This is a genomic window from Virgibacillus sp. GM2-2, from assembly GCF_055329585.1.
In genome coordinates this window covers 135288-159277 of record NZ_JBUZWC010000001.1, presented here as the reverse complement: position 1 = coordinate 159277, position 23990 = coordinate 135288, and the positions used below count along the sequence as shown (strand labels likewise).

The 23990-nt window shown below is 36.6% G+C and carries 23 protein-coding genes, 1 CRISPR repeat array and 1 riboswitch; of the genes, 18 read left to right on the top strand and 5 right to left on the bottom strand.

Annotated elements, in window-relative coordinates; genetic code table 11:
• Window positions 1-44: 44 nt before the first annotated feature.
• Window positions 45-938, top strand: a complete 894-nt coding sequence (gene cas1, locus ACY9Z2_RS00690) for a type II CRISPR-associated endonuclease Cas1 (RefSeq protein WP_463607671.1) — start codon at window positions 45-47, stop codon at window positions 936-938.
• On the top strand, window positions 931-1257 hold the full coding sequence (cas2, locus tag ACY9Z2_RS00685) for a CRISPR-associated endonuclease Cas2 (RefSeq protein WP_463607670.1): 327 nt from the start codon (window positions 931-933) through the stop codon (window positions 1255-1257). Before cas1 ends, cas2 (ACY9Z2_RS00685) begins: the two co-directional genes overlap by 8 nt.
• Before the next feature lie 206 nt (window positions 1258-1463).
• A CRISPR array of direct repeats spans window positions 1464-5392; the repeat unit is 36 nt; unit sequence ATCATAGCACAGCAATGGCTTTGATGGAGCTATGAC.
• A 172-nt stretch (window positions 5393-5564) separates the two neighbouring features.
• Here the strand turns inward: cas2 (ACY9Z2_RS00685) and ACY9Z2_RS00680 are convergent.
• Together ACY9Z2_RS00680 and ACY9Z2_RS00675 are read right to left on the bottom strand one after the other, a co-directional pair.
• The gene (locus ACY9Z2_RS00680) at window positions 5565-6074 is read right to left on the bottom strand and encodes a hypothetical protein (protein ID WP_463607669.1); all 510 of its coding nucleotides are present in this window, start codon (window positions 6072-6074) and stop codon (window positions 5565-5567) included.
• A 115-nt stretch (window positions 6075-6189) separates the two neighbouring features.
• Window positions 6190-6678 carry a helix-turn-helix domain-containing protein gene (locus ACY9Z2_RS00675; protein WP_463607668.1) on the bottom strand — a complete coding sequence of 163 codons (489 nt, stop codon included), beginning with the start codon at window positions 6676-6678 and terminating at the stop codon, window positions 6190-6192.
• A gap of 258 nt (window positions 6679-6936) precedes the next feature.
• Between ACY9Z2_RS00675 and ACY9Z2_RS00670 the strand changes: the two genes are divergently transcribed.
• From ACY9Z2_RS00670 to ACY9Z2_RS00625, 10 genes are all read left to right on the top strand, one after another.
• On the top strand, window positions 6937-7524 hold the full coding sequence (locus ACY9Z2_RS00670) for a hypothetical protein (RefSeq protein WP_463607667.1): 588 nt from the start codon (window positions 6937-6939) through the stop codon (window positions 7522-7524).
• A gap of 407 nt (window positions 7525-7931) precedes the next feature.
• Window positions 7932-8240: a CRISPR-associated endonuclease Cas2 gene (gene cas2 / locus ACY9Z2_RS00665; RefSeq protein WP_463607666.1), complete on the top strand. Its 309-nt coding sequence runs from the start codon at window positions 7932-7934 to the stop codon at window positions 8238-8240.
• A 406-nt stretch (window positions 8241-8646) separates the two neighbouring features.
• Window positions 8647-9180, top strand: a complete 534-nt coding sequence (locus tag ACY9Z2_RS00660) for a hypothetical protein (RefSeq protein WP_463607665.1) — start codon at window positions 8647-8649, stop codon at window positions 9178-9180.
• Window positions 9181-9466: 286 nt separating this feature from the next.
• Window positions 9467-9919, top strand: coding sequence for a GIY-YIG nuclease family protein (locus ACY9Z2_RS00655; RefSeq protein WP_463607664.1), 453 nt, complete (start codon window positions 9467-9469; stop codon window positions 9917-9919).
• 172 nt (window positions 9920-10091) lie between these two features.
• Window positions 10092-10209, top strand: a riboswitch (SAM riboswitch).
• Between the two features lie 116 nt (window positions 10210-10325).
• Window positions 10326-11354 carry a methionine ABC transporter ATP-binding protein gene (locus ACY9Z2_RS00650; protein ID WP_463607663.1) on the top strand — a complete coding sequence of 343 codons (1029 nt, stop codon included), beginning with the start codon at window positions 10326-10328 and terminating at the stop codon, window positions 11352-11354.
• A complete protein-coding gene (locus tag ACY9Z2_RS00645; protein ID WP_463607662.1) occupies window positions 11344-12006 on the top strand; it encodes a methionine ABC transporter permease in 663 nt (220 codons plus the stop codon). Before ACY9Z2_RS00650 ends, ACY9Z2_RS00645 begins: the two co-directional genes overlap by 11 nt.
• Before the next feature lie 10 nt (window positions 12007-12016).
• Window positions 12017-12874: a MetQ/NlpA family ABC transporter substrate-binding protein gene (locus ACY9Z2_RS00640; RefSeq protein ID WP_463607661.1), complete on the top strand. Its 858-nt coding sequence runs from the start codon at window positions 12017-12019 to the stop codon at window positions 12872-12874.
• Window positions 12875-12911: 37 nt separating this feature from the next.
• On the top strand, window positions 12912-14087 hold the full coding sequence (locus ACY9Z2_RS00635; RefSeq protein ID WP_463607660.1) for a M20 family metallopeptidase: 1176 nt from the start codon (window positions 12912-12914) through the stop codon (window positions 14085-14087).
• A 114-nt stretch (window positions 14088-14201) separates the two neighbouring features.
• On the top strand, window positions 14202-15137 hold the full coding sequence (locus tag ACY9Z2_RS00630; RefSeq protein ID WP_463607659.1) for a fumarylacetoacetate hydrolase family protein: 936 nt from the start codon (window positions 14202-14204) through the stop codon (window positions 15135-15137).
• A 260-nt stretch (window positions 15138-15397) separates the two neighbouring features.
• Entirely contained in the window at window positions 15398-16120 is a 723-nt protein-coding gene (locus tag ACY9Z2_RS00625; RefSeq protein WP_463607658.1) for an EAL domain-containing protein, read from the top strand.
• 31 nt (window positions 16121-16151) lie between these two features.
• On the opposite strand, the gene ACY9Z2_RS00620 is transcribed toward ACY9Z2_RS00625, so the two are convergent.
• Window positions 16152-17447, bottom strand: a complete 1296-nt coding sequence (locus ACY9Z2_RS00620; RefSeq protein ID WP_463607657.1) for an aminotransferase class V-fold PLP-dependent enzyme — start codon at window positions 17445-17447, stop codon at window positions 16152-16154.
• Between the two features lie 402 nt (window positions 17448-17849).
• Between ACY9Z2_RS00620 and ACY9Z2_RS00615 the strand changes: the two genes are divergently transcribed.
• The 4 genes from ACY9Z2_RS00615 to ACY9Z2_RS00600 all read left to right on the top strand — a co-directional run bounded on the left by ACY9Z2_RS00615 (window position 17850) and on the right by ACY9Z2_RS00600 (window position 21035).
• On the top strand, window positions 17850-18008 hold the full coding sequence (locus ACY9Z2_RS00615) for an aspartyl-phosphate phosphatase Spo0E family protein (RefSeq protein WP_463607656.1): 159 nt from the start codon (window positions 17850-17852) through the stop codon (window positions 18006-18008).
• 587 nt (window positions 18009-18595) lie between these two features.
• Complete coding sequence (locus ACY9Z2_RS00610; protein WP_463607655.1) at window positions 18596-19423, top strand: hypothetical protein; 828 nt, start codon at window positions 18596-18598, stop codon at window positions 19421-19423.
• 133 nt (window positions 19424-19556) lie between these two features.
• Window positions 19557-20408, top strand: coding sequence for a DnaD domain-containing protein (locus ACY9Z2_RS00605; RefSeq protein WP_463607654.1), 852 nt, complete (start codon window positions 19557-19559; stop codon window positions 20406-20408).
• A gap of 90 nt (window positions 20409-20498) precedes the next feature.
• Window positions 20499-21035: an RNA polymerase sigma factor gene (locus tag ACY9Z2_RS00600; protein ID WP_463607653.1), complete on the top strand. Its 537-nt coding sequence runs from the start codon at window positions 20499-20501 to the stop codon at window positions 21033-21035.
• Between the two features lie 211 nt (window positions 21036-21246).
• Here the strand turns inward: ACY9Z2_RS00600 and ACY9Z2_RS00595 are convergent, their stop codons facing one another.
• Together ACY9Z2_RS00595 and ACY9Z2_RS00590 are read right to left on the bottom strand one after the other, a co-directional pair.
• A complete protein-coding gene (locus ACY9Z2_RS00595; RefSeq protein WP_463607652.1) occupies window positions 21247-21714 on the bottom strand; it encodes an NUDIX hydrolase in 468 nt (155 codons plus the stop codon).
• A gap of 259 nt (window positions 21715-21973) precedes the next feature.
• Complete coding sequence (locus tag ACY9Z2_RS00590) at window positions 21974-22333, bottom strand: hypothetical protein (protein WP_463607651.1); 360 nt, start codon at window positions 22331-22333, stop codon at window positions 21974-21976.
• Window positions 22334-22727: 394 nt separating this feature from the next.
• Here ACY9Z2_RS00590 and ACY9Z2_RS00585 point away from each other — a divergent pair, with 394 nt between their 5' ends.
• Window positions 22728-23378: a response regulator transcription factor gene (locus ACY9Z2_RS00585; protein WP_463607650.1), complete on the top strand. Its 651-nt coding sequence runs from the start codon at window positions 22728-22730 to the stop codon at window positions 23376-23378.
• A gap of 132 nt (window positions 23379-23510) precedes the next feature.
• Entirely contained in the window at window positions 23511-23927 is a 417-nt protein-coding gene (locus tag ACY9Z2_RS00580; RefSeq protein ID WP_463607649.1) for a hypothetical protein, read from the top strand.
• The last annotated feature ends 63 nt before the right edge of the window (window positions 23928-23990 follow it).

Genomic DNA, 23990 nt, shown 5'->3' with positions numbered 1-23990 from the left:
AAAGACTGATAGTTAGTAAATGATAGATTAAGAGGTGAATAAATATGAGTTGGCGACATATTATGATTACAAAAAATGCACGTCTATCGGTTAAAGAATCAAAGCTAGTAATTCATCAAGATGATATTTTCACTATTCCTTTTCAAGATATCGCATCCATTTTAATTGAAGCTCCTGCGGTGACAATTACCGCAAATGTGTTAAGTGAATGTGCCAGCTATAAAGTTAGCCTATTTACCTGTGATTCAAAAAAACTTCCGAATGGAATGTGGACAGGCTTTAACCAGCACTCTAGACAATCAACAGTTCTTCACACCCAGTTAGCACTTTCGAAGCCATTCAAAAAACGCTTGTGGCAACAAATTATTAAGCAAAAAATAATGAATCAGGCTATTTGTTTGGATTTGTTGGAGAAAGAATCAAGTGAAGAGTTAAGACGGATTGTTCGAGAGGTTGAATCTGGAGACGCTACAAACAGGGAGTCTGTGGCAGCTAGGTTATACTTTAGAAGTTTATTCGGAGATGATTTTACTCGACGTTCTACAGAACCAACTAATAGATTATTAAATTATGGTTATGCCATTATAAGAGGTTTGGTAGCAAGATCATTAACAAATTATGGTTTAACAACTTGTTTAGGTCTTTATCATGATAATCAACTGAACGCTTTTAATTTAGCGGATGACTTTATGGAAGTGTTTCGTCCCCTGATCGATTACTATGTAGCAAGGCAAGATGCTGAAAAATGGGATACTGAAACACGTGCTGGATTAGTAAATTTGGCAAACGTAGATATTTTGATTTCCAAGGAAAAGCATTCTGTTACAACAGCAGTTGATGAAATGGTTAAAAGTTTTGTTTCTTGTTGTCGACAACAGGATTATTCCTATCTTAAATTGCCGGTACTATTACCAGAGAGGATTCATCAATATGAATAAGGGTGGTTTTATGCGGATTATGTTATTTTTTGATTTACCAGTAAAGACGACCAAGCAACGCAGAGATTATACTCGGTTTCGAAAGTTCTTGTTAAATGAGGGTTTTGACATGATGCAATTCTCAGTGTACTGCAGATTATGTAATGGACATGAATCAATGGAACGGCAACTTGAACAAGTAAAAAGGAATTTACCTCCAAGAGGTTCCATTCGTGCTTTACCTGTAACGGAAAAACAATATGAACGGATGAGGTTGTTGTTAGGTGAACGAACAACTAATGAGAAAAAGGTTACTATTAACCAGTTAACGTTATTTTAATGTATATTAGAACAGGAATGTGGAAAGAATAAATTATTTTGTATAAATTACGAACAAGTTGGTTAAACTAATTATTAGATAAAGAAATCGAAAGAGTGAATTTTGTAAAACGACAGTTTAGAGACTAAAATGTGGGTTTATAATCCTGAAAATAAATGATGAAAAAGCCTGCAGAATATTGTGACTGCAGGCTTTTTCGGCTACGTATCATAGCACAGCAATGGCTTTGATGGAGCTATGACAGGGATGGTGAAAGTGCGTTCGATGAAGTAATCATAGCACAGCAATGGCTTTGATGGAGCTATGACGAGAATAACTATAATAACGATTTCACCTCTATCATAGCACAGCAATGGCTTTGATGGAGCTATGACAGGGATGGTGAAAGTGCGTTCGATGAAGTAATCATAGCACAGCAATGGCTTTGATGGAGCTATGACGTCTAGATGACGATGGACCTCTATCATAAAATCATAGCACAGCAATGGCTTTGATGGAGCTATGACGTAAAGGAAGATGTTATTGGAGCCCTTGAAATCATAGCACAGCAATGGCTTTGATGGAGCTATGACAAACGAAGAGCTAAAACCGAACTCAAAAGAATCATAGCACAGCAATGGCTTTGATGGAGCTATGACGGATATTTTAATGATACCCAAGAAGCCACGATCATAGCACAGCAATGGCTTTGATGGAGCTATGACATATATTCAAAGTACTAATACTGCCACTACATCATAGCACAGCAATGGCTTTGATGGAGCTATGACGATATATCGTAATGGAATCGCAATTGAAAAATCATAGCACAGCAATGGCTTTGATGGAGCTATGACTTAATCGCGGTAGAGGATCTAGTAGAGAGGATCATAGCACAGCAATGGCTTTGATGGAGCTATGACGCGTTTGAGTCTTCTACTGCTATAGCGTTAATCATAGCACAGCAATGGCTTTGATGGAGCTATGACGTGCCGCCTGTCATATTGTCAAAGTCGGTAATCATAGCACAGCAATGGCTTTGATGGAGCTATGACGCTTTTGGTACTCATCTGTATCAGCATCTTATCATAGCACAGCAATGGCTTTGATGGAGCTATGACCTGGTCTAAAGTGTACGATGATAAGCACGTATCATAGCACAGCAATGGCTTTGATGGAGCTATGACTGGAAAGTTACAAACAACAATGAATCACAGATCATAGCACAGCAATGGCTTTGATGGAGCTATGACCTATCGCAGGGAATGCGTTTGTTGGGTTCAATCATAGCACAGCAATGGCTTTGATGGAGCTATGACATACAAAGCTAGATGAATTAGGATATGTTGATCATAGCACAGCAATGGCTTTGATGGAGCTATGACTATAAACTTAGCAAAGATATCCGTAACCAAATCATAGCACAGCAATGGCTTTGATGGAGCTATGACCTGTTAACAGAGATACTGTAGATGTTTATAATCATAGCACAGCAATGGCTTTGATGGAGCTATGACTTTCAATTTTAACACTTGGGAAGAAGTCGGATCATAGCACAGCAATGGCTTTGATGGAGCTATGACAGATATAATTATCTAGCCAATTCAATGTATATCATAGCACAGCAATGGCTTTGATGGAGCTATGACCTAACGGTTCAGGTGTAGACTTGGTTCGTGATCATAGCACAGCAATGGCTTTGGTGGAGCTATGACATGGAAGCGAGAGTGCCTACGCTTGATGAAATCATAGCACAGCAATGGCTTTGATGGAGCTATGACCAATAATGAGTGCTGCTAAACCGATTACGGATCATAGCACAGCAATGGCTTTGATGGAGCTATGACATATAAAGTACCATTGGCAGATTGTGAAGTATCATAGCACAGCAATGGCTTTGATGGAGCTATGACGCTAATGGTGGGATTGTAGACACAAAGCAAATCATAGCACAGCAATGGCTTTGATGGAGCTATGACTGATAATCGTCTCAAGTTGGACCTACAGTAATCATAGCACAGCAATGGCTTTGATGGAGCTATGACGAAACTAAAACACTGGATTCAATGCAAATTATCATAGCACAGCAATGGCTTTGATGGAGCTATGACCCATTACTGTCACGATTATCGACGTAATTAATCATAGCACAGCAATGGCTTTGATGGAGCTATGACCAGATGATTAGACTGATTAAGCCCCCTAGAATCATAGCACAGCAATGGCTTTGATGGAGCTATGACACTAATTCTTGATGAAATAGCTGGGGAACGATCATAGCACAGCAATGGCTTTGATGGAGCTATGACGAGGATAGTGATGATAAATGTTCTGCTAGAATCATAGCACAGCAATGGCTTTGATGGAGCTATGACTATGAGCCATCTACAGTAATGCCTTCATGAATCATAGCACAGCAATGGCTTTGATGGAGCTATGACGCAGTTGCAGAGCATAAAAGACTCAAATATATCATAGCACAGCAATGGCTTTGATGGAGCTATGACAATCATTGGAGGAATCATATTAGGATTTCAATCATAGCACAGCAATGGCTTTGATGGAGCTATGACGTGACAGTAAAAGGGCAAGATTATCAAATTATCATAGCACAGCAATGGCTTTGATGGAGCTATGACCATACGACTTAATATTCTCTTTCCGTGCGTATCATAGCACAGCAATGGCTTTGATGGAGCTATGACTCAGTTCAACTCCTCATATTTTTATAGCGAATCATAGCACAGCAATGGCTTTGATGGAGCTATGACCAGATGAAGATAAAGCATATTTAGGTTACATCATAGCACAGCAATGGCTTTGATGGAGCTATGACCAAAGTTCCCTATACCGTATGTTCGGTATATCATAGCACAGCAATGGCTTTGATGGAGCTATGACGTAGAAAAAGGCGGTAGTACGGAAAGTTCGATCATAGCACAGCAATGGCTTTGATGGAGCTATGACTGCAGAAGATGACGACCTTCTTGTTATTGAATCATAGCACAGCAATGGCTTTGATGGAGCTATGACGCACTCACGTAAAGCGAAAGGTTCGATTAAATCATAGCACAGCAATGGCTTTGATGGAGCTATGACCGACAGGGTAATAACCTTTTTGACTAACAAATCATAGCACAGCAATGGCTTTGATGGAGCTATGACAGAAAAAGCGGAAGCAATCTAAGCGAAGCCATCATAGCACAGCAATGGCTTTGATGGAGCTATGACTTGGATAAAGCTACTCAAGTACACCCAACAATCATAGCACAGCAATGGCTTTGATGGAGCTATGACAATGACAGCACCAATATCACCAGTACCAGTATCATAGCACAGCAATGGCTTTGATGGAGCTATGACTTCAAATACTGGCATTGCCACAACACCAGCATCATAGCACAGCAATGGCTTTGATGGAGCTATGACAAACGAATTAAGTTTATTGAAAAAGAGTGTATCATAGCACAGCAATGGCTTTGATGGAGCTATGACATGGATTTACGGGCAATTAATGATGAAACAATCATAGCACAGCAATGGCTTTGATGGAGCTATGACTGATGTTTTGTTCTTCTAAACTTTGTATAAATCATAGCACAGCAATGGCTTTGATGGAGCTATGACGAGTTTCTTTGAGGAGCTTGCTGTATTATTATCATAGCACAGCAATGGCTTTGATGGAGCTATGACCAAGTATTCAGTGGTCTTATCACTGGAGTTATCATAGCACAGCAATGGCTTTGATGGAGCTATGACCAAGTATTCAGTGGTCTTATCACTGGAGTTATCATAGCACAGCAATGGCTTTGATGGAGCTATGACTTGACTAATAAACAGAAACGACTCCTCATTATCATAGCACAGCAATGGCTTTGATGGAGCTATGACATAACGTTAGCGTTCCTTCTCTAGCTAATTATCATAGCACAGCAATGGCTTTGATGGAGCTATGACTTAGACGGTAAATTAGCGATTACGGGTGCAAATCATAGCACAGCAATGGCTTTGATGGAGCTATGACTCGTGGGATGAATGGCGTTGTATTGCACGGATCATAGCACAGCAATGGCTTTGATGGAGCTATGACCGCAGCAAAGGCATTGGAGAATGCCCGGTCATCATAGCACAGCAATGGCTTTGATGGAGCTATGACGTAAGATCGCGTATAAGATTTAATAGTATTCCCGGGTGTTTCTAAACACCTAAGTTTTCCCATCTGCTATTATATCGGTTAATTAAAAACAATAAACTGAACACTCTTTTTACATTTAAACTTCCCCCTAGATTGAACGATACAATGGAAACTGAAGAAGTTCAGCTCCTTTTTATTTAGTAATTTGTTTGAGAGTTTCCTGTGCAATCATTTCAGTTCCTTTTTTAAGAACTTCTGGATTGCGGGTAACTAAAAAGATTGCACTTCCTGCAACAATCGTACCTACTCCACTTGCAATCATCGCCATTTTAAAGCTGAGTCCTCTGTTTTCGTTTGCTTCTTCTCTCAGACGATTAAGAATTGAATCTATTTCTTTGTCTAATTTTTCCTTTTCATTAGCTGTTTTTGCACGATTGGCCTGTTCCATTAAGTCTTTTATGCGGTTATCCAACACTTGAATATACTTATCACTGGTAGACTTATGTGCATTAACAAAAGAATTTAAACCTTCAATATATGTTTTGTAAGTAGTATTAGTTTCTTTTAAGAATTCCTTAAAGACTTCTTTTCCAAATTCTCCTTTTATATTCATTTCTATTAATGTTTTGGTATCTTCACTGGTTAGATTATCTGGATTTATACCTTTCTTTTCGATCCGTTTTAAAAAGCTTTTATTCTCCATAAGTAACATCACCCCTTATCCCTTTTTATTTTTTACGGTTTCTTCCAGGAAGAATTTTACTACAACTGGAACTATGGCAATTGCAATGTTTAGCCCTAATTTACCCATATGCGTATCACTCCATTTCTAAGTTTTGTTTTATTTTTTGATACTTTGCAACTTCTTCGTCAATTTGAAGCAAGTTCATTTGATATTCCAATTCTAGTTTCTTTTTTTGCCGATTCAAAGAATCAATATGTTCTTCAACTTCTTCTATTGATTGCTTTTCAACGTATTCATACGGGGAGTGTTTATCTGAACCTTTTTCTTCTCCGTTTGAGTTAATTTTTTTGATAATCTTTGATATGGATGATGTTGCTCCACCTACAGTCATCCCACCAGGGCCACCAACAATCTGAGCAATAGGCAGAAACTTTGCCATTTTTCCGATGGCGGTGGAAGTTCCGCCCTGTGCCTTCTTTTTAACAAATTCAATTAGTTCATCTTTATCTATCAGATAGCTTTTTCCTTTTTGTTTGGCTGTTAACTCGTTGTTGCGGATCCATCTGCGAACGGTTTCTTCCGAAACGTTAAGGATCTGGCTAATTTCTTTAGTAGTTAGCATCAACTCACCACCTAATTATTTCTATACACATATAATACACACATGCGTGTGTATGTGTCAATAAAAACCTTATAAATATTTATTATTTTTAGAAATCAGCTCAACATAACTAAAATTCGGAACATATTTGTGCTTGTGTATTTCGTTTAAATGAAATTACTAAAAATACTAATGATAAAAATCGAAAAACATTGTTTTTACTAAAAATACATGATAGTATATTTTTATTAAATAAAAAATAGGGAGAGTGTTTTTAGTATGAGTTATGAATCGGTGGTTTTGGAACTTATGAGTAGGGTGCAAACACTTGAACAGAAAGTGGAAATTCTGGAAAGCGAAAAGAACGTGATACAAGATGACTCTGTTGAGCAGGGTGATAATGAAAATAAGATTACAAGATCAATTGCTCGCCAGCATGCGATGGATACAATTAAAGGAAAATATGGGTATTTTGATGTTCAAAAAGGGAATCGTGCAAGGCAAGCAGATGTTATCCTTACTGTAAATTCTGGTGATAAAAAAGGGGAAGAGATGCTTGGAAAGTTTTATTACAGTAAGAGTTTTCATGATTTCCCTTCAGGTTGGCATACGGTAAAGGAAGCTGATCTCCAAAAGAGTCACATTGATTTTCATATATTTACTATTGCCTATGAAAATCAATTTTATAATTTTATATTTAGTCACGATGAATTGAAACAATTTGTTCAGAAAAAGTCGAAAGATTCCTCAGACCAATATTACTTTTATTTTCATGTGAATGATGGTAAAAATACTGAGAATCGAGATGGTGAAAGAGACGTTCAATTCAACTTTGAAAATTGGGATTTATTTGGTCAGATTTTATAAAGGTATTTAATTGGATCGTTACTTGACGATCCTTTTTTGTGTAAGTAAGAAACTATATATTTTGTTACACTCTCTAAGTTATGAAACCATAGAAAAAAGAAGAAACCTCTAAACAACTGGATTATCAACTTTGGTATTATACTACAGATCAAAGAAGTGACAAGTTCCTTCACATTTACTCCTCTAAATGTTCTACATGGAACATGGAAGGGTGGACCTGGATTCACCTATTTTGTTGTAGCCGTTTTGTGAAAATAAAATTTATGGTTTTTGGTGATCTTTCCAGGCATAAAAAATAAGGTGTAGCTATTTATTAGCTACACTCGACAACAGGATTATTCCTATCTTAAATTGCCGGTATTATTACCAGAGATGACTCATCAATATGAATAGGGAGGGGCGGTTTTATGCGGATAATGTTATTTTTTGACTTACCGGTAAAGACGAATAAGCAACGAAGAGATTATACTCGATTTCGTAAGTTCTTGTTAAATGAGGGTTTTGACAAGATGCAATTCTCCGTGTATTGCAGATTATGTAATGGACATGAGTCAATGGAACGGCATCTTGAACAGGTTAAAAGAAATTTACCTCCAAGGGGCTCTATTCGTGCCTTACCTGTAACGGAAAGACAAAATGAACGGATGAGGTTGTTGTTAGGGGAACGTTCAACTAATGAGAAAAAGGTGACTATTAATCAGTTAACATTATTCTAATGTATATTAGAACAGGGATGTGGGAAGAATAAATTATGTTGTACAAATTACGAACAAGTTGGATAAACTAGTTATTAGATAAAGAAATCGAAAGAGTGAATTTTGTAAAACGACAGTTTAGAGACTGAAATGCGGGTTTATAATCCTGAAAATAAATGATGAAAAAGCCTGCAGAGTATTGTTACTGCAGGCTTTTTCGGCTGCGTATCAGATCATAGCACAGCAATGGCTTTGATGGAGCTATGACCTTAGAGTAGCTGGGCCTTTATTATTTAATCATAGCACAGCAATGGTTTTGAGATTTCAAACTTAGTTGCTAATCCATTCTTTTTGATACCCCAATTAATATTTCCACTAATTTACATATTTAATTCGAAATTGCACATACTCCTATGGGTGGAGAATAGTGACATATAGAATAACGGACAGACAACAAGCTGCTTTAGATGAATTAAAAGCGTTCCATTTTGACGAATGTCTTTCTATCGACTGGGAAAAAGAAACGAGAGAACCTTTTAACTTAAACTCTGTAGGACCTAGTGAACAAAGCTGGATAGAGAAGAAACAGAAATTTGAATCAAATTTTCTTTCTAAGTTAGTAGGATTAAATCAAATTTTCCTTACATATTACAAAGTTAATCAAAATAGAGGAGTAAAGGCAGATAAACTACTTTATCAAAGATGGGAGGAAAAGTATCCTTTTGCTAAAAGCATGACAGAAGGTGAACAAGATACCTGGAGAAGGGCTGTAAAATATTACGCAAATTTCCATAAGGACAGCAATGTTTTAAAAGCATATAGTTTACATTTATACGACAAAAAAACTGTAGAGTGCGACGTATACCTCCATGATTTTGAGGAAATTGTTCCAAATAGAATAGAAAAGGTCACAAAACGTGGTAAGACACGTTATCATGATATGCCAAAAACGAAGCGTTAAGATTTGTATCAACTGTATGTTTACAGCTGTTTAAACAAAGTTATTAATGACCTATTTGCTGTATTACCATGTGAGTTCATCTTTATAAATGGGGCGATCGGTACATATGACAGTCACCAGCCAATTTTTTCATCGGTAATTGAACGGAAGCGTCATCAACAAAAAAGATGTCCTAAACAAACGATTGAGCGCCATCGATCTATGATTGAGTTCAAAAAAAGAAGTGGGTTTTCCTCCATAAAAAGGGTCTATTCTCCACGTGTATTATTTGAGAAGGAGGGCTAGAATGGAATTAATCTACTTGGTAATTGTAGCACTCATCGTATTTTTGATATATAGAGCATATACGGATTATGTAAAAGATAAGCATACTGTAAAATCTGTACAAGAATGGCACCATCTTGAACCGATAAGTAAGCGATTTGATTCAAGAGGACTTGATACTGGATATGTTTATTTTGTCCAAGAATCAAGTAACCATTTTATTAAAATAGGAAAAGCAAAAGATCCAGAAAGGCGTGTTAAGAACGATTTCGGGACAACCATGCCCCATGAATTAAATACAGTTCACCTTATTAGAAGTGAAAATTATCACAGGACAGAAAATCTGTTTCATCATTATTTTAGTGATAAACGGATCAGAGGTGAGTGGTTTAATTTAAACGAGCAAGATCTAAATTGGATTCGGAAAGGAGAATTTCCTCGAGAAATTGATGATTCTATTAAAGGATATAACTAAAGAGTGAACACGTTCTACCGAACTAGGATTGATAATTTGATTACCTAATGGCAATTGATAGAAAATTTATATATCTGACATGAAAAAAACGAAAAAATTCCCCATTGACAAATCCACTCCAATTAAATAAAATTGGTAACAATTCTTTAAAAACTTAATAATCGAATGTTTTTTCTTATCCAGAGAGGTGGAGGGACTGGCCCTGCGAAACCTCGGCAACGGGTTTTATTCTGATGAATAAAAAGATCGTGCTAATTCCTGCAAGCGTGAAAACGCTTGGAAGATAAGAAGAGTTGGATACATATTATGCGTATATTTGTCTCCTCTTCTTAATCGAAGAGGGGGCTTTTTTGTTTTTAAAGAACTTTATTTAATCGAAAATGCAACAAGAAGGGAGTGGTTCGGTGTGATTGAATTTCAGGGGGTAAGCAAGAATTTTGAGACAAATGGCAAAACCATCAAGGCCGTTAAAGACGTTAATTTATCGATTAAACAGGGGGAGATCTATGGCGTAATCGGGCTGAGTGGTGCTGGAAAGAGCACGTTAATCCGTTGTGTCAATTTGTTAGAGCGACCGAGTGAAGGAAAGGTATTTATCAGAGATAAGGATTTACTGCGTTTGTCTAAATCTGAATTGATCACGGAACGTAGAAAAATTGGAATGATCTTTCAACATTTTGAGTTGCTAGAATCGAAGAATGTTTACCAAAATGTTGGTTTTCCATTGTCACTAGCGGGTGTTCCGAAAAAAGAAATAAAGAAGAAGGTGGATGAACTCCTTGAATTTGTAGGGTTAGCTGATAAAGCAAGCCATTATCCGGAACAGCTTTCTGGAGGGCAAAAGCAACGGATTGGAATTGCGCGTGCTTTAGCTACTTCGCCAGAAATTCTGTTGTGTGATGAGGCGACATCAGCGCTTGATCCGCAGACGACAAAATCGATTTTAGATTTACTGCGGAAGGTTCAAGAGGAATACAACATTACGATTCTGATGATCACCCATGAAATGCAAGTAATTAAAGAGATTTGTCATCGTGTAGCGGTTATGGAAGATGGGAGAATTATCGAGGAAGGAACGATTTTTGATGTTTTTTCTAATCCCAAGCAGGCTACGACTAGAAACTTCGTGAAGACAGTGATGAATGATGAAATTCCAGATTCGATCCGGAAAATTATTCATGCTCACAAGGAAAAAAGCCGGATTTATCGGTTAACGTTTATCCAGGATTCCGCAGGTTTTCCGGTGTTATCGGATGTGGCAAAAAAGTATGATGTTCACGCGAACGTCCTGTTCGGTCAAATTACTGAACTACAGGGTACACCATTTGGTAATTTACTAGTCGAACTACAAGGGGAAGACAGTGAGATTCATAAGGCGATTGATTATGTTAAAACACGCGTCACGGTGAAGGAGGTGCAGCCAGATGGAGATTGATTTAATTACATTTTGGCCGAGGATAGTGGAAGCGACAATCGAAACAATTCAAATGGTTAGTTTTTCCCTACTATTTTCGTTAATTCTAGGGATTCCACTTGGTGTTGTTTTAGTCATCACGCGACCAGGTAACCTGATAGGAAATAAAGTGTTTTTTACCATTCTTAATGGAATTATTAACTTTTTACGATCAATCCCTTTTATCATCCTGCTCGTAGCTATCTTGCCGTTCACACGATTGGTTGTTGGCACATCGATCGGTACGACGGCAGCCATCGTTCCGCTTGTCGTATATGCGGCGCCGTATATTGCTAGATTGGTAGAGAATAGCCTGCTAGAGGTATCGCCAGGAATCATTGAAGCGGCAGAGGCAATGGGTGCTAAACCGAGACAAATCATTTTCCGGGTTCTCGTACCTGAAGCGTTTAGTTCCATCATTTTAAACATAACGATTGCTACGATCGGCTTAGTAGGTGCTTCTGCGATGGCCGGGTTCGTTGGCGGTGGTGGACTCGGTGACCTTGCAATCGCGTATGGGTACCAACGTTTTGAAACAGACATTATGATCGTCACGGTTCTATTGCTCGTTGTTCTTGTTCAACTCGTTCAAACAATTGGAAATAAATTTTCAAAATCTGTGAGAAGAAGGTAGGAGAAGTCTAATGAAAAAATGGTTAGTTGTACTTACGCTAATGTTAAGTGTAGCTGTTGTTTTATCAGCTTGTGGAAGTGAGAAAACGTCAGGTGATTCAGCATCAGGCGACGGTAGTGAAGAAGAAGTGACGTTAAAGGTTGGATTGAATGGATCTGGAGTTCCAATTTGGGATTTTATAAAGGAGAAAGCAGCGAAAGAAGGAATCAATCTTGAATTAGTAGAGTTCTCCGACTATGTACGTCCTAACTTAGCATTAGCGGCCGGAGACATTGATTTAAACGCATTCCAAACGGTTTCTTATTTCGATTCGTTTATTAAAGAAAGAAATCTGGACTTAGCACCAATCGCGACAACGCTTATTGCTCCAATGGGTATTTACTCAGAAAAAATTAAAGACATCAAGGAGTTCCCTGAAAACGGAAAAATTGCTATACCGCAAGAAGCTACAAACATGGGCCGTGCTTTGTTATTAGTTGAACAGGCTGGATTGATCACATTGTCGGAAGAGTTTAAAGGTAATGGTGATTTGTCTTTCATTGAAAAAAATCCAAAGAACATTGAATTTGTTCCGATGGTAGCGGCTCAAACACCACGTGTTCTTCCAGACGTTACTGCTTCTGTCATCAATAACGGCGTAGCTGTGGAAGCTGGTTTTGTACCAGTTAAAGACGCGATATTCATAGAGGATGAAACTGCAACACCATACATTAACATTATTGCCGTTCGTGCAGATGAAACAGACAAGGAAGTGTTCCAAAAGTTGGTTGAAATTTACCAAACGGAAGAAGTTGCACAGCATATTCGGGAAGTGTTTAACGATTCATTAATTCCAACGTTTGTGCCTTTAGAAGAAATCGGCTGGTAGAACTATAAATTATCAAGTTTTTTAAAAGCGAAGGGGAGTGACTACGATTTCAGAAAATAGGATAGTAGATCATATCGAAAAAAATCGAGAGAAATATATTAAAACGAGTCATGCGATACATGCGAGACCTGAACTCGGAAACGAAGAATTTTTTGCCTCTGAAACGCTACGTGCTCTGTTAAGTGAACACGGTTTTGAGGTGACAACTGGGATTCCCGAACATGATACTGCCTTTATTGCAACAAAACGTGCTAATAAGCCCGGACCCAAAATTGGTTTTCTAGCAGAATACGATGCTCTACAAGGTCTTGGTCATGCATGCGGTCATAACATTATCGGGACGTTAAGTGTAGCTGCTGCAATTGGGTTGAGCCAGGTTTTAGATGAGGTAGGAGGAGAGATTGTAGTTCTCGGAACTCCTGCGGAAGAAGGTGGACCAAATGGCAGTGCGAAAGGGTCATTCGTGCGTCATGGATTGGTTCAAGATATCGATGCTTGCATGATGATCCATCCGTTTTATAAAACAGCCGGTACGGCCGAAACACTTGCTGTTGATCCAATTGATTACGAGTTCTTCGGCCGTCCTGCCCATGCTGCTGCTAATCCAGAAAAGGGAATTAATGCGCTAGACGGTGTCATTCAACTTTTCAACGGAATAAATGCATTGCGACAGCACCTAACCGATGATGTGAGAATCCACGGCATTATTCTTAATGGTGGAGAGGCACCAAACATTGTTCCGGAATACGCTCGGGCTCGTTTTTACATTCGCGCTAAAACGCGGCAACTGTGCGACGAAGTCACGGATAAAGTTGAGAAGGTAGCGGAAGGGGCAGCACTCGCTACTGGTAGCACTGTGGAAATAAATCGTATACAGAATGGTGTGGACCATTTTAAACTAAATCAATCGTTTGATGACCTATTCAAAGAAAGAATTGGTCAATTTGGTGAAACATATTCAGATCGAGTTGGTGGAATTGGTTCAACGGATGCTGGGAACATAAGTCAGGTTGTACCAACTATCCACCCGTACATTAAAATTGCTGATGATGATGCTTTACCGCATACAGTTGCTTTTCGAGAAGCGGCAGTATCCGAGAGAGGTGACCAAGCGTTGATTACGGGTGCAAAGGCATTGGCACTGACTGGATTTGACCTGCTTACAAAACCTGAGAGGTTGGTAAAAATAAAAGAGGAATTTAAAAATAGTTAATTTATATATACCCGCCAACTTGGTGGGTATATTTTTCGTAATGGTTTGTATGAAAGAAAAGCTTTATAATTGTGTAAATAAACTGTCTATATTATTCAAAAGGAGAATTAATCGATGAAACTAATTACTTTTACCGTAAATGGACATTCGCGCCTAGGGGCTCTTGTTGAAGACGGAAAAATTGTAGATTTAAACTATGCATACCAAGCTCAACTGAAAAATGAAGGTAAATATCGTTATAAAGAAATTGCGGAAGCTTATGTTCCAGTTAATATGGAAGAATTCTTACAAGGTGGGAAAGAAAGTATTGAACTTGCTAAGGCTGTAGTTGAATTTGCAATAAATAACATAGATAGCTTTAAGCACAAGCTTGTTTATGGTAAAGCTGAGGTTAGAATAGAAGCGCCTCTTTCAAAGCCGGGTAAAATTATTTGTGTTGGTCAGAACTATCGGGAACATATTCTGGAAATGGGCCGTGATCTCCCTTCTAATCCTGTGCTTTTTTCCAAGTTTGCTAACGCAATTATTGGACCAGAAGATGATATTCCTTTTTATCCATTCTCTGAACAATTGGACTACGAGGCAGAGCTTGCATTTGTAGTAGGAAAACAAGCACGAAATGTTGCTGAAAAAGATGCACTTGAATATGTAGCAGGCTATACAGTCGCAAATGATGTAACATATCGTGATATACAACGGCGAACGCTTCAATGGCTACAAGGGAAGTCTGTTGATGGAAGTGCTCCTATGGGGACATGGCTAATTACATCTGACGAATTAACGAATCCTTCTGGACTTGATATTGTTCTTACTGTAAACGGTGAAGAAAGACAACGTTCCAATACGGAAAATCTAGTTTTTACTGTTCCAAAGTTAGTAGAATTTATCTCAAATTTAATGACACTTGAACCAGGTGATATCGTTCTAACAGGAACACCAGGGGGAGTAGGCTTTGCCAGAAAGCCACAAGCTTTCTTGAAAGACGGAGATGTCGTGAAGATTGAAATTGAACAGGTAGGCGTACTTGAGAATCGGGTTTCATCTGTTTGATATCACGGAAAGTAACTGTAGTAAATTAAACTTGTCACTTATTACTATAGAAAAAATAGTATATTGGAATTTTCACTGTCCTATCTAACCGTGTTGAATGAATTGATGGTCAACAATTAGAATAAAGTTGGTTTTATGTGATCGAATTAGGGAACATGCTTTATACGTTATACTGATGTGACGGTTACTACTAACTCATTTAACCTAAAACAATTTAAGGAAAAGGGTGATGATAACTCGTTAACTGAAGGAGCTTATCTATGGAAAAATTTATGTTGGACAGAATCATAAGCGAGATAGATTTCTATCATGTGATACAGCCAATTGTTGATTTGAGAAAACATGAAATATATGGGTATGAGGTTTTAATCCGTGCTGATTTATTTGATTGTCCTGACTCTTTATTTCGCTACGCAAGTGAAAAAAATCGATTATTCGATTTGGATATGAAGTCCATTTATATGGCGTTTGTGACATTTAAACGGGACACAGCTTACATGGAGAACTCCCCCTTATTTATAAATGTATTTCCATCTACGTTAACGAATCCAGCTTTTACTTCTAATTTAGATCAAATATTACAGAGCCTAAAAATTGATCCTAGTTCGATTGTATTTGAAATTAATCGGGCAGAAGAAATGAAGGACTTGAGTAATTTAAGTGTTGTTGTTTCACAACTGAAGGAACAAGGATTTTTAATAGCGTTAGATGATGTTGGAAAAGGTACAACCAACCTTCGTTCATTGGTCGAGCTTAAACCAGACTATGTTAAAATAGATCGGTATTTTTCGGAAGATTTATCGAGAAATCACAAAAAGCAACAAGTTATAAAGTTGATGCAAGATTTATTAGAGAATGACACGGTTGTGATTTTGGAAGGAATTGAAGAAGAAGTAGATTTAATAAAAGCGATGGACATAAATGTTATATACGGACAAGGTTATTTCTTAGGTAAACCTAAACCATTGAGTTATTATGTTTAGAAGATAAAAAGCGCTGAAATCAGCGCTTTTGTTATGAAGTAAATTCTGTTAAGACTTTATCCAGACATTCAAAGAAATAATCAATTTCTTTCAACGTGTTGTAATGAACGAGACTAACGCGAAGTCCGGATCCATTAAAGTCGTGGGCAAGCCGCTTCATTAACTGAATGGCAAGATAATTACCGGTTCTTGCTTCAATTTCTAATCCATTTAAAGCAGATCCCACGTCTTCTGCACGTAGCTTTCTGATATTGAAAGAAAAAACGGGAACACGTTGGTCTATTTCGTCGATATTTTTTCCGTACAATATAACGTCGGGATAGTTTTTCAGTTTTTGCAAAAAGTAGTGAGAAAGTTCTTTCTCGTATTCATGTGCCCAATGCATTGCTGTAATTAATTCCTGGCGTTTTTCTGAACATGAAGAGGAAAATAGACTAGCATCCATTAAAAGATCATTTTTTTCGGCATCCTGAGCAAGTTGCGATAAGTAATTCACTGAGCCGATAAATGCTTCGATTCCTTCATGATTCTGCGTGCCTACTTCGAAGAAATAAGCGTCTTTCATTAGTTCTTTTTTAATTCGGAAACCATCTAACCTCTGCAAGTTGTCACGGTTAATATAGCAAAATCCCATATGTGGCCCAAAGATTTTGTAGGTTGAAAAGGCAGCGAAGTCCACACCTGCATCCTTTACATCAACGGGCATATGGCTTGCTGCTTGCACCCCATCAGCTACAACTAGTGAACCAGCTATATGTGCCATGTTCGTAATTTTTTTCATGTCATGAATTGTTCCAGTTGCATTTGACGCCCAACCAACCGCAACAATTTTTGGTGATAAGGATAATAGTTCTTCGTATTGCTGAAAATCTAAATTACCATCATCATCCACTCTCCATAAATGAACATGAATACCTCGTTCTTCAAGTTCAACCCACGGATCTACATTTGAGTGATGATCGGCTTCGGTTACGATAATATGGTCACCTTTATGTAAATCGCGAGCTAAATGATGGGCAAAAAGCTGGAAGAAACTTGTTGCATTCAAGCCAAAGGCAATTTCCGTGTGGTCACGAGCACCGATTAAATCAGCAGCAAGCTGTCTTCCTTCCATAATAGTTTGCTGCATGTGCTCGGTACGGCTAAATATCGTACCTTTTTGTGCATTTCGATTGATGTAGAAGTCATGTACGCGGTCTATTACAAAGTTTGACACCTGAGCCCCTGCAGAGTTATCAAAGAATAAAGCTTTTCGTCCAGTGTATTGTTCGTTTAGACTTGGAAAGTAGTTACGTGCTTCTTCAAACGTTTTGATTAAATTATTCAAATTTATTACCGTCCTTATGGAATCATATTATATGTGTATTTTTATTTTAACACAATTCTATTTATCTGTTATTTCTAGTAGAATAAGTGACACCAATGGTTTCGGACTAACGGAAAAGTTTATAAATGATCAATTTGGGTATATATATACCAAATATCTCTTCATAAAGTAGATTGCCATCGAGCAAAGAGATAGGTACTACCTTAAGTTTTTTTATTTTTCATTTATGGGTAAATAGTCATGAAAAAATACGATAACTTGAAAATTTAAATTGTTAAAAATTATACGTATTGATTTGAATTTGATAGGATGTTGTTTACAAATAATAAGAGAAGTTATTTGGATGAATAATTCTCCGCATACTTAAGAATCTGTTTCATATAGTGGAAGGGAAATAATAGAGTGGAAGACATCATGAAACTAAAAAAGAAAATTGAAAAAAAGCGTTTAGAAATGTATGAAGCGTATAAAAAGAATTCAAGTGATTCAAGGGTCTTGATCCTATCGCAGGAATTAGATGTGCTATTAAATAAATATAGTAATGCTTTAAAGAATCAATAGAATATACTATTAAAAAAGTGTCCAATACCATAATTTGAGGGTATTGGACATTTTATGTTTGTAGAATTTATTTTGTTTTTGAATCATTTAGAAGAAATATTGGCCCCATGCCACCTGTTAAACTTTTTCATCGATTGTAACTATAGATAATCGGAGTTTAAATCTGGATGGGTGGAAAGAAAAATGAAAGTAGAACGTGAGTGTGAGTTAACTTTTGAATCGTTTTTCAAAAGGTATAAGAAATTGATACATTATCACATACATGATTTAAACTTAACGGATAGGCACCGAGTATATTATGTAGCCGGTATTTTTGCGTTGTGGAAATGTTGGAAGGGGACTACTAAGGAAATTGATGAGATGATACGGTCAGAGATTTTGAAAGTTTACAATAGAAAATAAGGCATGTTGAGATCGTCTTTTTTTGGAAAATCTCATTTGTCCCTTTTTAATAGTCCGATAGAACAGATTCAGTCGCCTCATTAAATTGGATACTCCTAAAATGATATGTCATTTTAATAGTTAAGAAAACTTTTCCATTAAGTATGTTACAATTATATTACAATCATTAAAAGGAGATTTGTTAAATGAGAAGGTTTGTATCGGTTATTGGTATTGCTATCTTGATAGTAGGAATAGCGACAGTTGTGTTGGCTATCGGCGGCGATGATGAAAATAAGACATCCGATGATTTAGCAGAATCTAAAGCAACAGCCAACAATAAGACGAAAGAAAGTCCAACGAAAGATCAGCAGGAACAGGACAAACCAAAGGAAAAACAAATGTACACCAACCTCGATAGTGTCGTAAAAACATTATCAGATTTCGAACTTCCAAAGGAAAATAGAATCGAAGGCGAAAGTAGAGATAAACTTTCACAGGACGATCTAAACCCTGAAAATCTAGTCTACTATGAGAATGGATTTGTGATTGAAAAAGAAGCAAAAAGAGTACGTTCAATAATTCATTTTAAAAACGTAGATAATGTTGGAGAAGCATTCGGTACACAATCATTAGCATTGGTAAAAACATTAGTAAACACAAGGTTAGATCAAGAAACTGATTTGGGAGAAGTAAGAGGAAAATCAATTGGATTAGAACCTAAATACCCGAATCTAACAAACGAAGAACGAGCAGAAAAACGCATGCAGGAATATATTAAGTATGATGACCCGAACAAAGAAGGCTTATTTGGTTGGGATAGGGTACAATCAGATATTGATTACAAGCTAGAAAATATTAACGATGTATTACCTAAAACGAAAGAATATGAAGCTGTGCATGATTGGTTGAAACAATTGAAATCCTATTATGTAGAAGCGAAGAATATAGAAGATATTAAGGATTGGAAAAAAGCATATTCAAACTATCAATTAGGTAATGATATGGTAGATGAATTAAAAAACGCATTGTAGATACATTAGATGAAGAAGAGCAGACAAAAGTTTGCTCTTTTTTTAATATTTTTTTATTTTCGATGCCACCTAATAGGGTACTTTCTACGATTATAGTAATAGGAAAAAATATAACCTTGTAAGGGGCTTGAAGATGAACTATATTAAGCAACTAAACGAATTTCATTTTAGAATTGATTTGGAGCCGATTTCGGTAAATGCGCGCTCACTTTGGTATACGTTAACGGATATTAATAATAAATTGGGGTGGCGGGAAGAATTTACGGTTGCGGCTTCAAAATTGATAGATAAAGCTGGCCTAAGCAATGATAGCAGCTTCAAACGGGCACGAACAGAATTAGTAGAAAATGGGTTTATAATTGTGACTTCTAGGGGTGGGAATCAGTCTGCATTGTATAAGATGGTTTGTTTGTATGAGAATGGGCTTAATTCTGATCAACAATATGTTCAAAAAGTGGACCACAAAATGGACGACAATGTGAACGCATTAAATAAACAGAAACAAGAAATTAAACAAAATGAAATAACAACTACTACAGACGCGATTTCGTTTTTCCAAGACAATTTTGGTTTAATCAATCCGTATGTTTCGAATGATATTATCCAATGGGTTTCTAATTTAGGAGAGCCATTAGTTTTACATGCGATGAAACGGGCGTTGGAGCAAGGTAAAGGAAATTGGGGATATGTAAAAGGTATTTTGCAGGCGTGGGCAAAAAAGGGGATAACCGGGGTTGAAGCAGCTCAGGCGGAAGAGGTTGAATTTCGTGTTGAGCGAGATAAAAAACCGTATTCATACAGAGGAACGGGAGAAGTCGTACCGGATTGGTTCAGGGAACAGAAACAAAAGGAAAAATTGAAGCGCAAACAAGAAAGCGTTGCTATGATGGAGGTGCTGGATCCGGCTGCAGAAAAAGAAGAGATGGAACGGCTGTTAGCAGGAATGAGGAGGAAGAAGACGGGTTTGTCGAATAATGTCGGATGAATCTAGTAAAAATAGCTTTATTTAATCGAACAAATGTTCTATAATCATTTTAATCATTGCTGATATTTTATTAGATTACGGGGGATTTTGATGGATAAAGAGAAGATTTCATTTGAGGAAATTATGCAGCAAAATGAGCGACGAATTCATTATTATATTCATAAATTAAAATTACGTGACCCACATAAAGAGTATTTCCATGAAGGGTTGTTTGCGATGTGGAATGCATATGAAACTTACCAGCCAGATAAAGGACCACTTGCAACGTACTTTAATTATACGATTCGTAACCGGCTGATTGATCAAATTCGAAAGCAAAAACGTGCAAAGCATGTGGAGAAATCTTTTATTCAAGAGCAAAAGAAAAGACTTGAAGATGGAAATTACTATGTTAGAAGTGAAACTGCTTATCCAATTATGATGGTTGCGGAGGATTTCTTGGGTGAGGAATATACGCTAGATCAAGCGGGGCATCTATTATCAGAGAATCAGCGAAAATGGCTACAGCTTTATATTGAAGAAGGTAAGTCGATTAAAGAGATTGCCGAACAGGAGGGTGTTAGTTGTGATGCGGTGAAGAGTTGGGGTCGAGAAGCTAGGAGGAAGTTGCGGGGCATGGTTAAGTGAGGATGCTTGGATATTAATTGCACTTGTATCCGTTCTAATCAAACTTAGCGATCGAAGGTTTATGCAAGAGCTACCAATCTGAACTAAAACGCAAAGAGGAAAAAGCGATTTTATTGCTAGTAACCAAATAAGTGTCTGTACAAAAGCCTTTTAAAAATTGAGCTTGATGACAGACACATGTTTGGATAGTTTATAGATTTTAACAATTACATTATTTTATTACAGGGATATTTAACTCATTAATCCAATCCAAAATAAATGGGGCTTGATGAGCATTTAGGCTTTTTGGAACCTCACTTTTATGAAGGAAAGCTAATTCTTTACTTTCATGGTTAGCTTGAATAGACCCTGTATAATCGTTTGTATAGAATATAATTTGAACACTAAAAACTTTGTCTCCATTAGCATATTGTGCAAAACCATTCTCACCTGAATATATCCCGAACAAATCAAATTTGTTAATCGTTAGATTCGTTTCCTCTAAAACCTCTCTTCTGACTGTGTTTTCAAATGTTTCACCGATTTCCATGATGCCTCCAGGTATTCCCCAAGTTCCATGATCAGATCTCTTTTGCAATAATAATCGCCCTATTTTATCCTCAATTATTGCTCCGCATCCTACAGTTAATAAAGTTTCATGTCCAACCATTTTTCTCATTGTTTTGATATAATCATTCATAAATGACACCTGACTTTTTAGGCTATTCTGCCAACCATATTTATAATCTTTTATCGAAGACCTTGTTACCACTAAACAGTGTTACGATGAGCTTGATTTCTGCTAATTATTTTTGAATTAGGTTTCAGTTTAAGTTATATGAATTTTTTTAAAGTATAGTTATCATTAAAACAAACATTTTGACATCATTCAACAAATTAAGTATAAGCATAAGAGATAGGCATAAAAAAACCCCTACCAATGTGGAAGGGATAATGTATTACTTAACTAGTTCGTCAACTTTAGCTTTCAATTCTTTTAATATACGTTCTGATTCAGCTTGAATTGCTCTAGAATGTTCATTCATTTTGTCTTGATGAGATTTATCTAACTTAGCATTCAAATAAGACTCTATTTCGTTTAAAATTCTGTCTCTTTCCGTTTGTACCAAAGTAATCATATCGTTATGAATCTGCTTACTAATATTATTATGTTGTTCGTCATAGTTCTGCTCAATTATTTTTTCCATTTGTCCTTGTTGATTAGCCAATAAGTCCGCATAATAATTGGTTGCTGCAAACGTTACAGTGCTTCCCAGTAGAAAAGCTCCAATTGTTAATAGGATAATTTTCTTTTTCATAGTCGTCCCCCCTTGTTTATAGTTTATTCAGCAAAGGTTACAATTATTTGTTTTTTATTATTTTTATGCATACGTGCAGTATGATGCCACTCCAACTGTTTTTTTCTCTTTTTGATATAGTAAGTTAATGTACAAAATTAACAAGATCTATTACTTTTCTTTTTAATCCTGTAGGAAAGTTATTCCTATTCAATATGAAATATTCATAGACTATGTATTAAAAGATTCAAAACACCTAATTCTTTATTTTGAAGTAAAGGTCAAAGTTACAACTCTTTCAACATTTAAAAAAATGGCTACATAATATCCGACAAAAGTCCGATAAAAATAAAGAGTATAGGGTATTATGGGTAATGATACACTAATTAGAAGAAGCAAGATGGAGTGACGCGAAATGATAAAAGTATTATTAATTGATTGTAATCAAAATTTATACGATAAATTGACATCAGTGCGCCAAGAAGAAGTAGATTTTATTGGTCTGGTAACTGATGAAAGCGTCATTCTAAAAGATGTGGCACAAAAAAAGCCAGATATTATTCTTTTATGTACAACAATGGAAAATAATGTAAATATGCTTGTTGGTATGCTGAAAGAAACAGTTAGCAAAATAAAAGTGATATACGTTTTTCAAACCTATAGCGAAGAGCTTATCATTGATGGAATAGAGAACAATGTAGATGGTTACTTATTGGAGCGACATGAACCTGAGAAAATTATTACTGAAATTGTTAATGTGAGTAAGGGACAATATGTTTTCTCTGGGGAAATAGCTAAAACGTTGATTAATGAAATTCAAACGCGTCACTTATATAAAAAGCAACTTTTGAAAACGAAATTAAAGGATCTAGGATTCGATATTAAAGATCGATATATTGATATTCTCTTTCTCATTTTACGTCGGCATAAAAACAATGAAATAGCTAACAAGCTCAACCTGAGTGAGAAAACCATACGGGACTATGTGAGTCATATATACAATCTAATAGACATTCATAATAGAAAAGCGTTAATTATCTTTTTGGAGAAATTGATGCGGGATTAATTATATATAGCTGTTTATTCCATTTGGAATAGGCAGCTTTTTCTGTTTTAGTCTCTCACATTTTGTACTCCTAAATTTAAAGGAAATGAATAGACTTTAAAAAAGGGGTTGTACAAAAGGGGAGAGAAATAAATGAAGGGACCTTATCATATTGCAGGAATAGCACTAGGTTTATCAATTTATACTATCGGAGAACTGATGTGTTGGATATTAGGTTCAACCGATAATTTATTTCCATTTACAAGGAATATTGTCGTGTTCTTTCTAAACTATTTCGTGTTTTTTGGTATATTTGGTTTGTCGTTACTAATTATGTTGTATTGTACTACTAAACATGGTGAACAGGTAACGTCGAAATTATTATCGGGTAAATATAAGGTTATCATGTATGCGATGTACATCGTTTTTGCATTACTGGTACCTGTTTATATTGTATTTCGGATGTTATTTGTTGTCTTCGATCTCCACTATGCAGTGGAAGTGGCGTCAGTGTTATATATAATGATGATAATGGTATTTTCATTTGTTAGAGGGCGAATTTTTGCGTGATGGAATAGATGCGGGAAATTGCAGGTTTAATTCGGGCGAGGTTGTGTCGAACTCAGGCGAGGA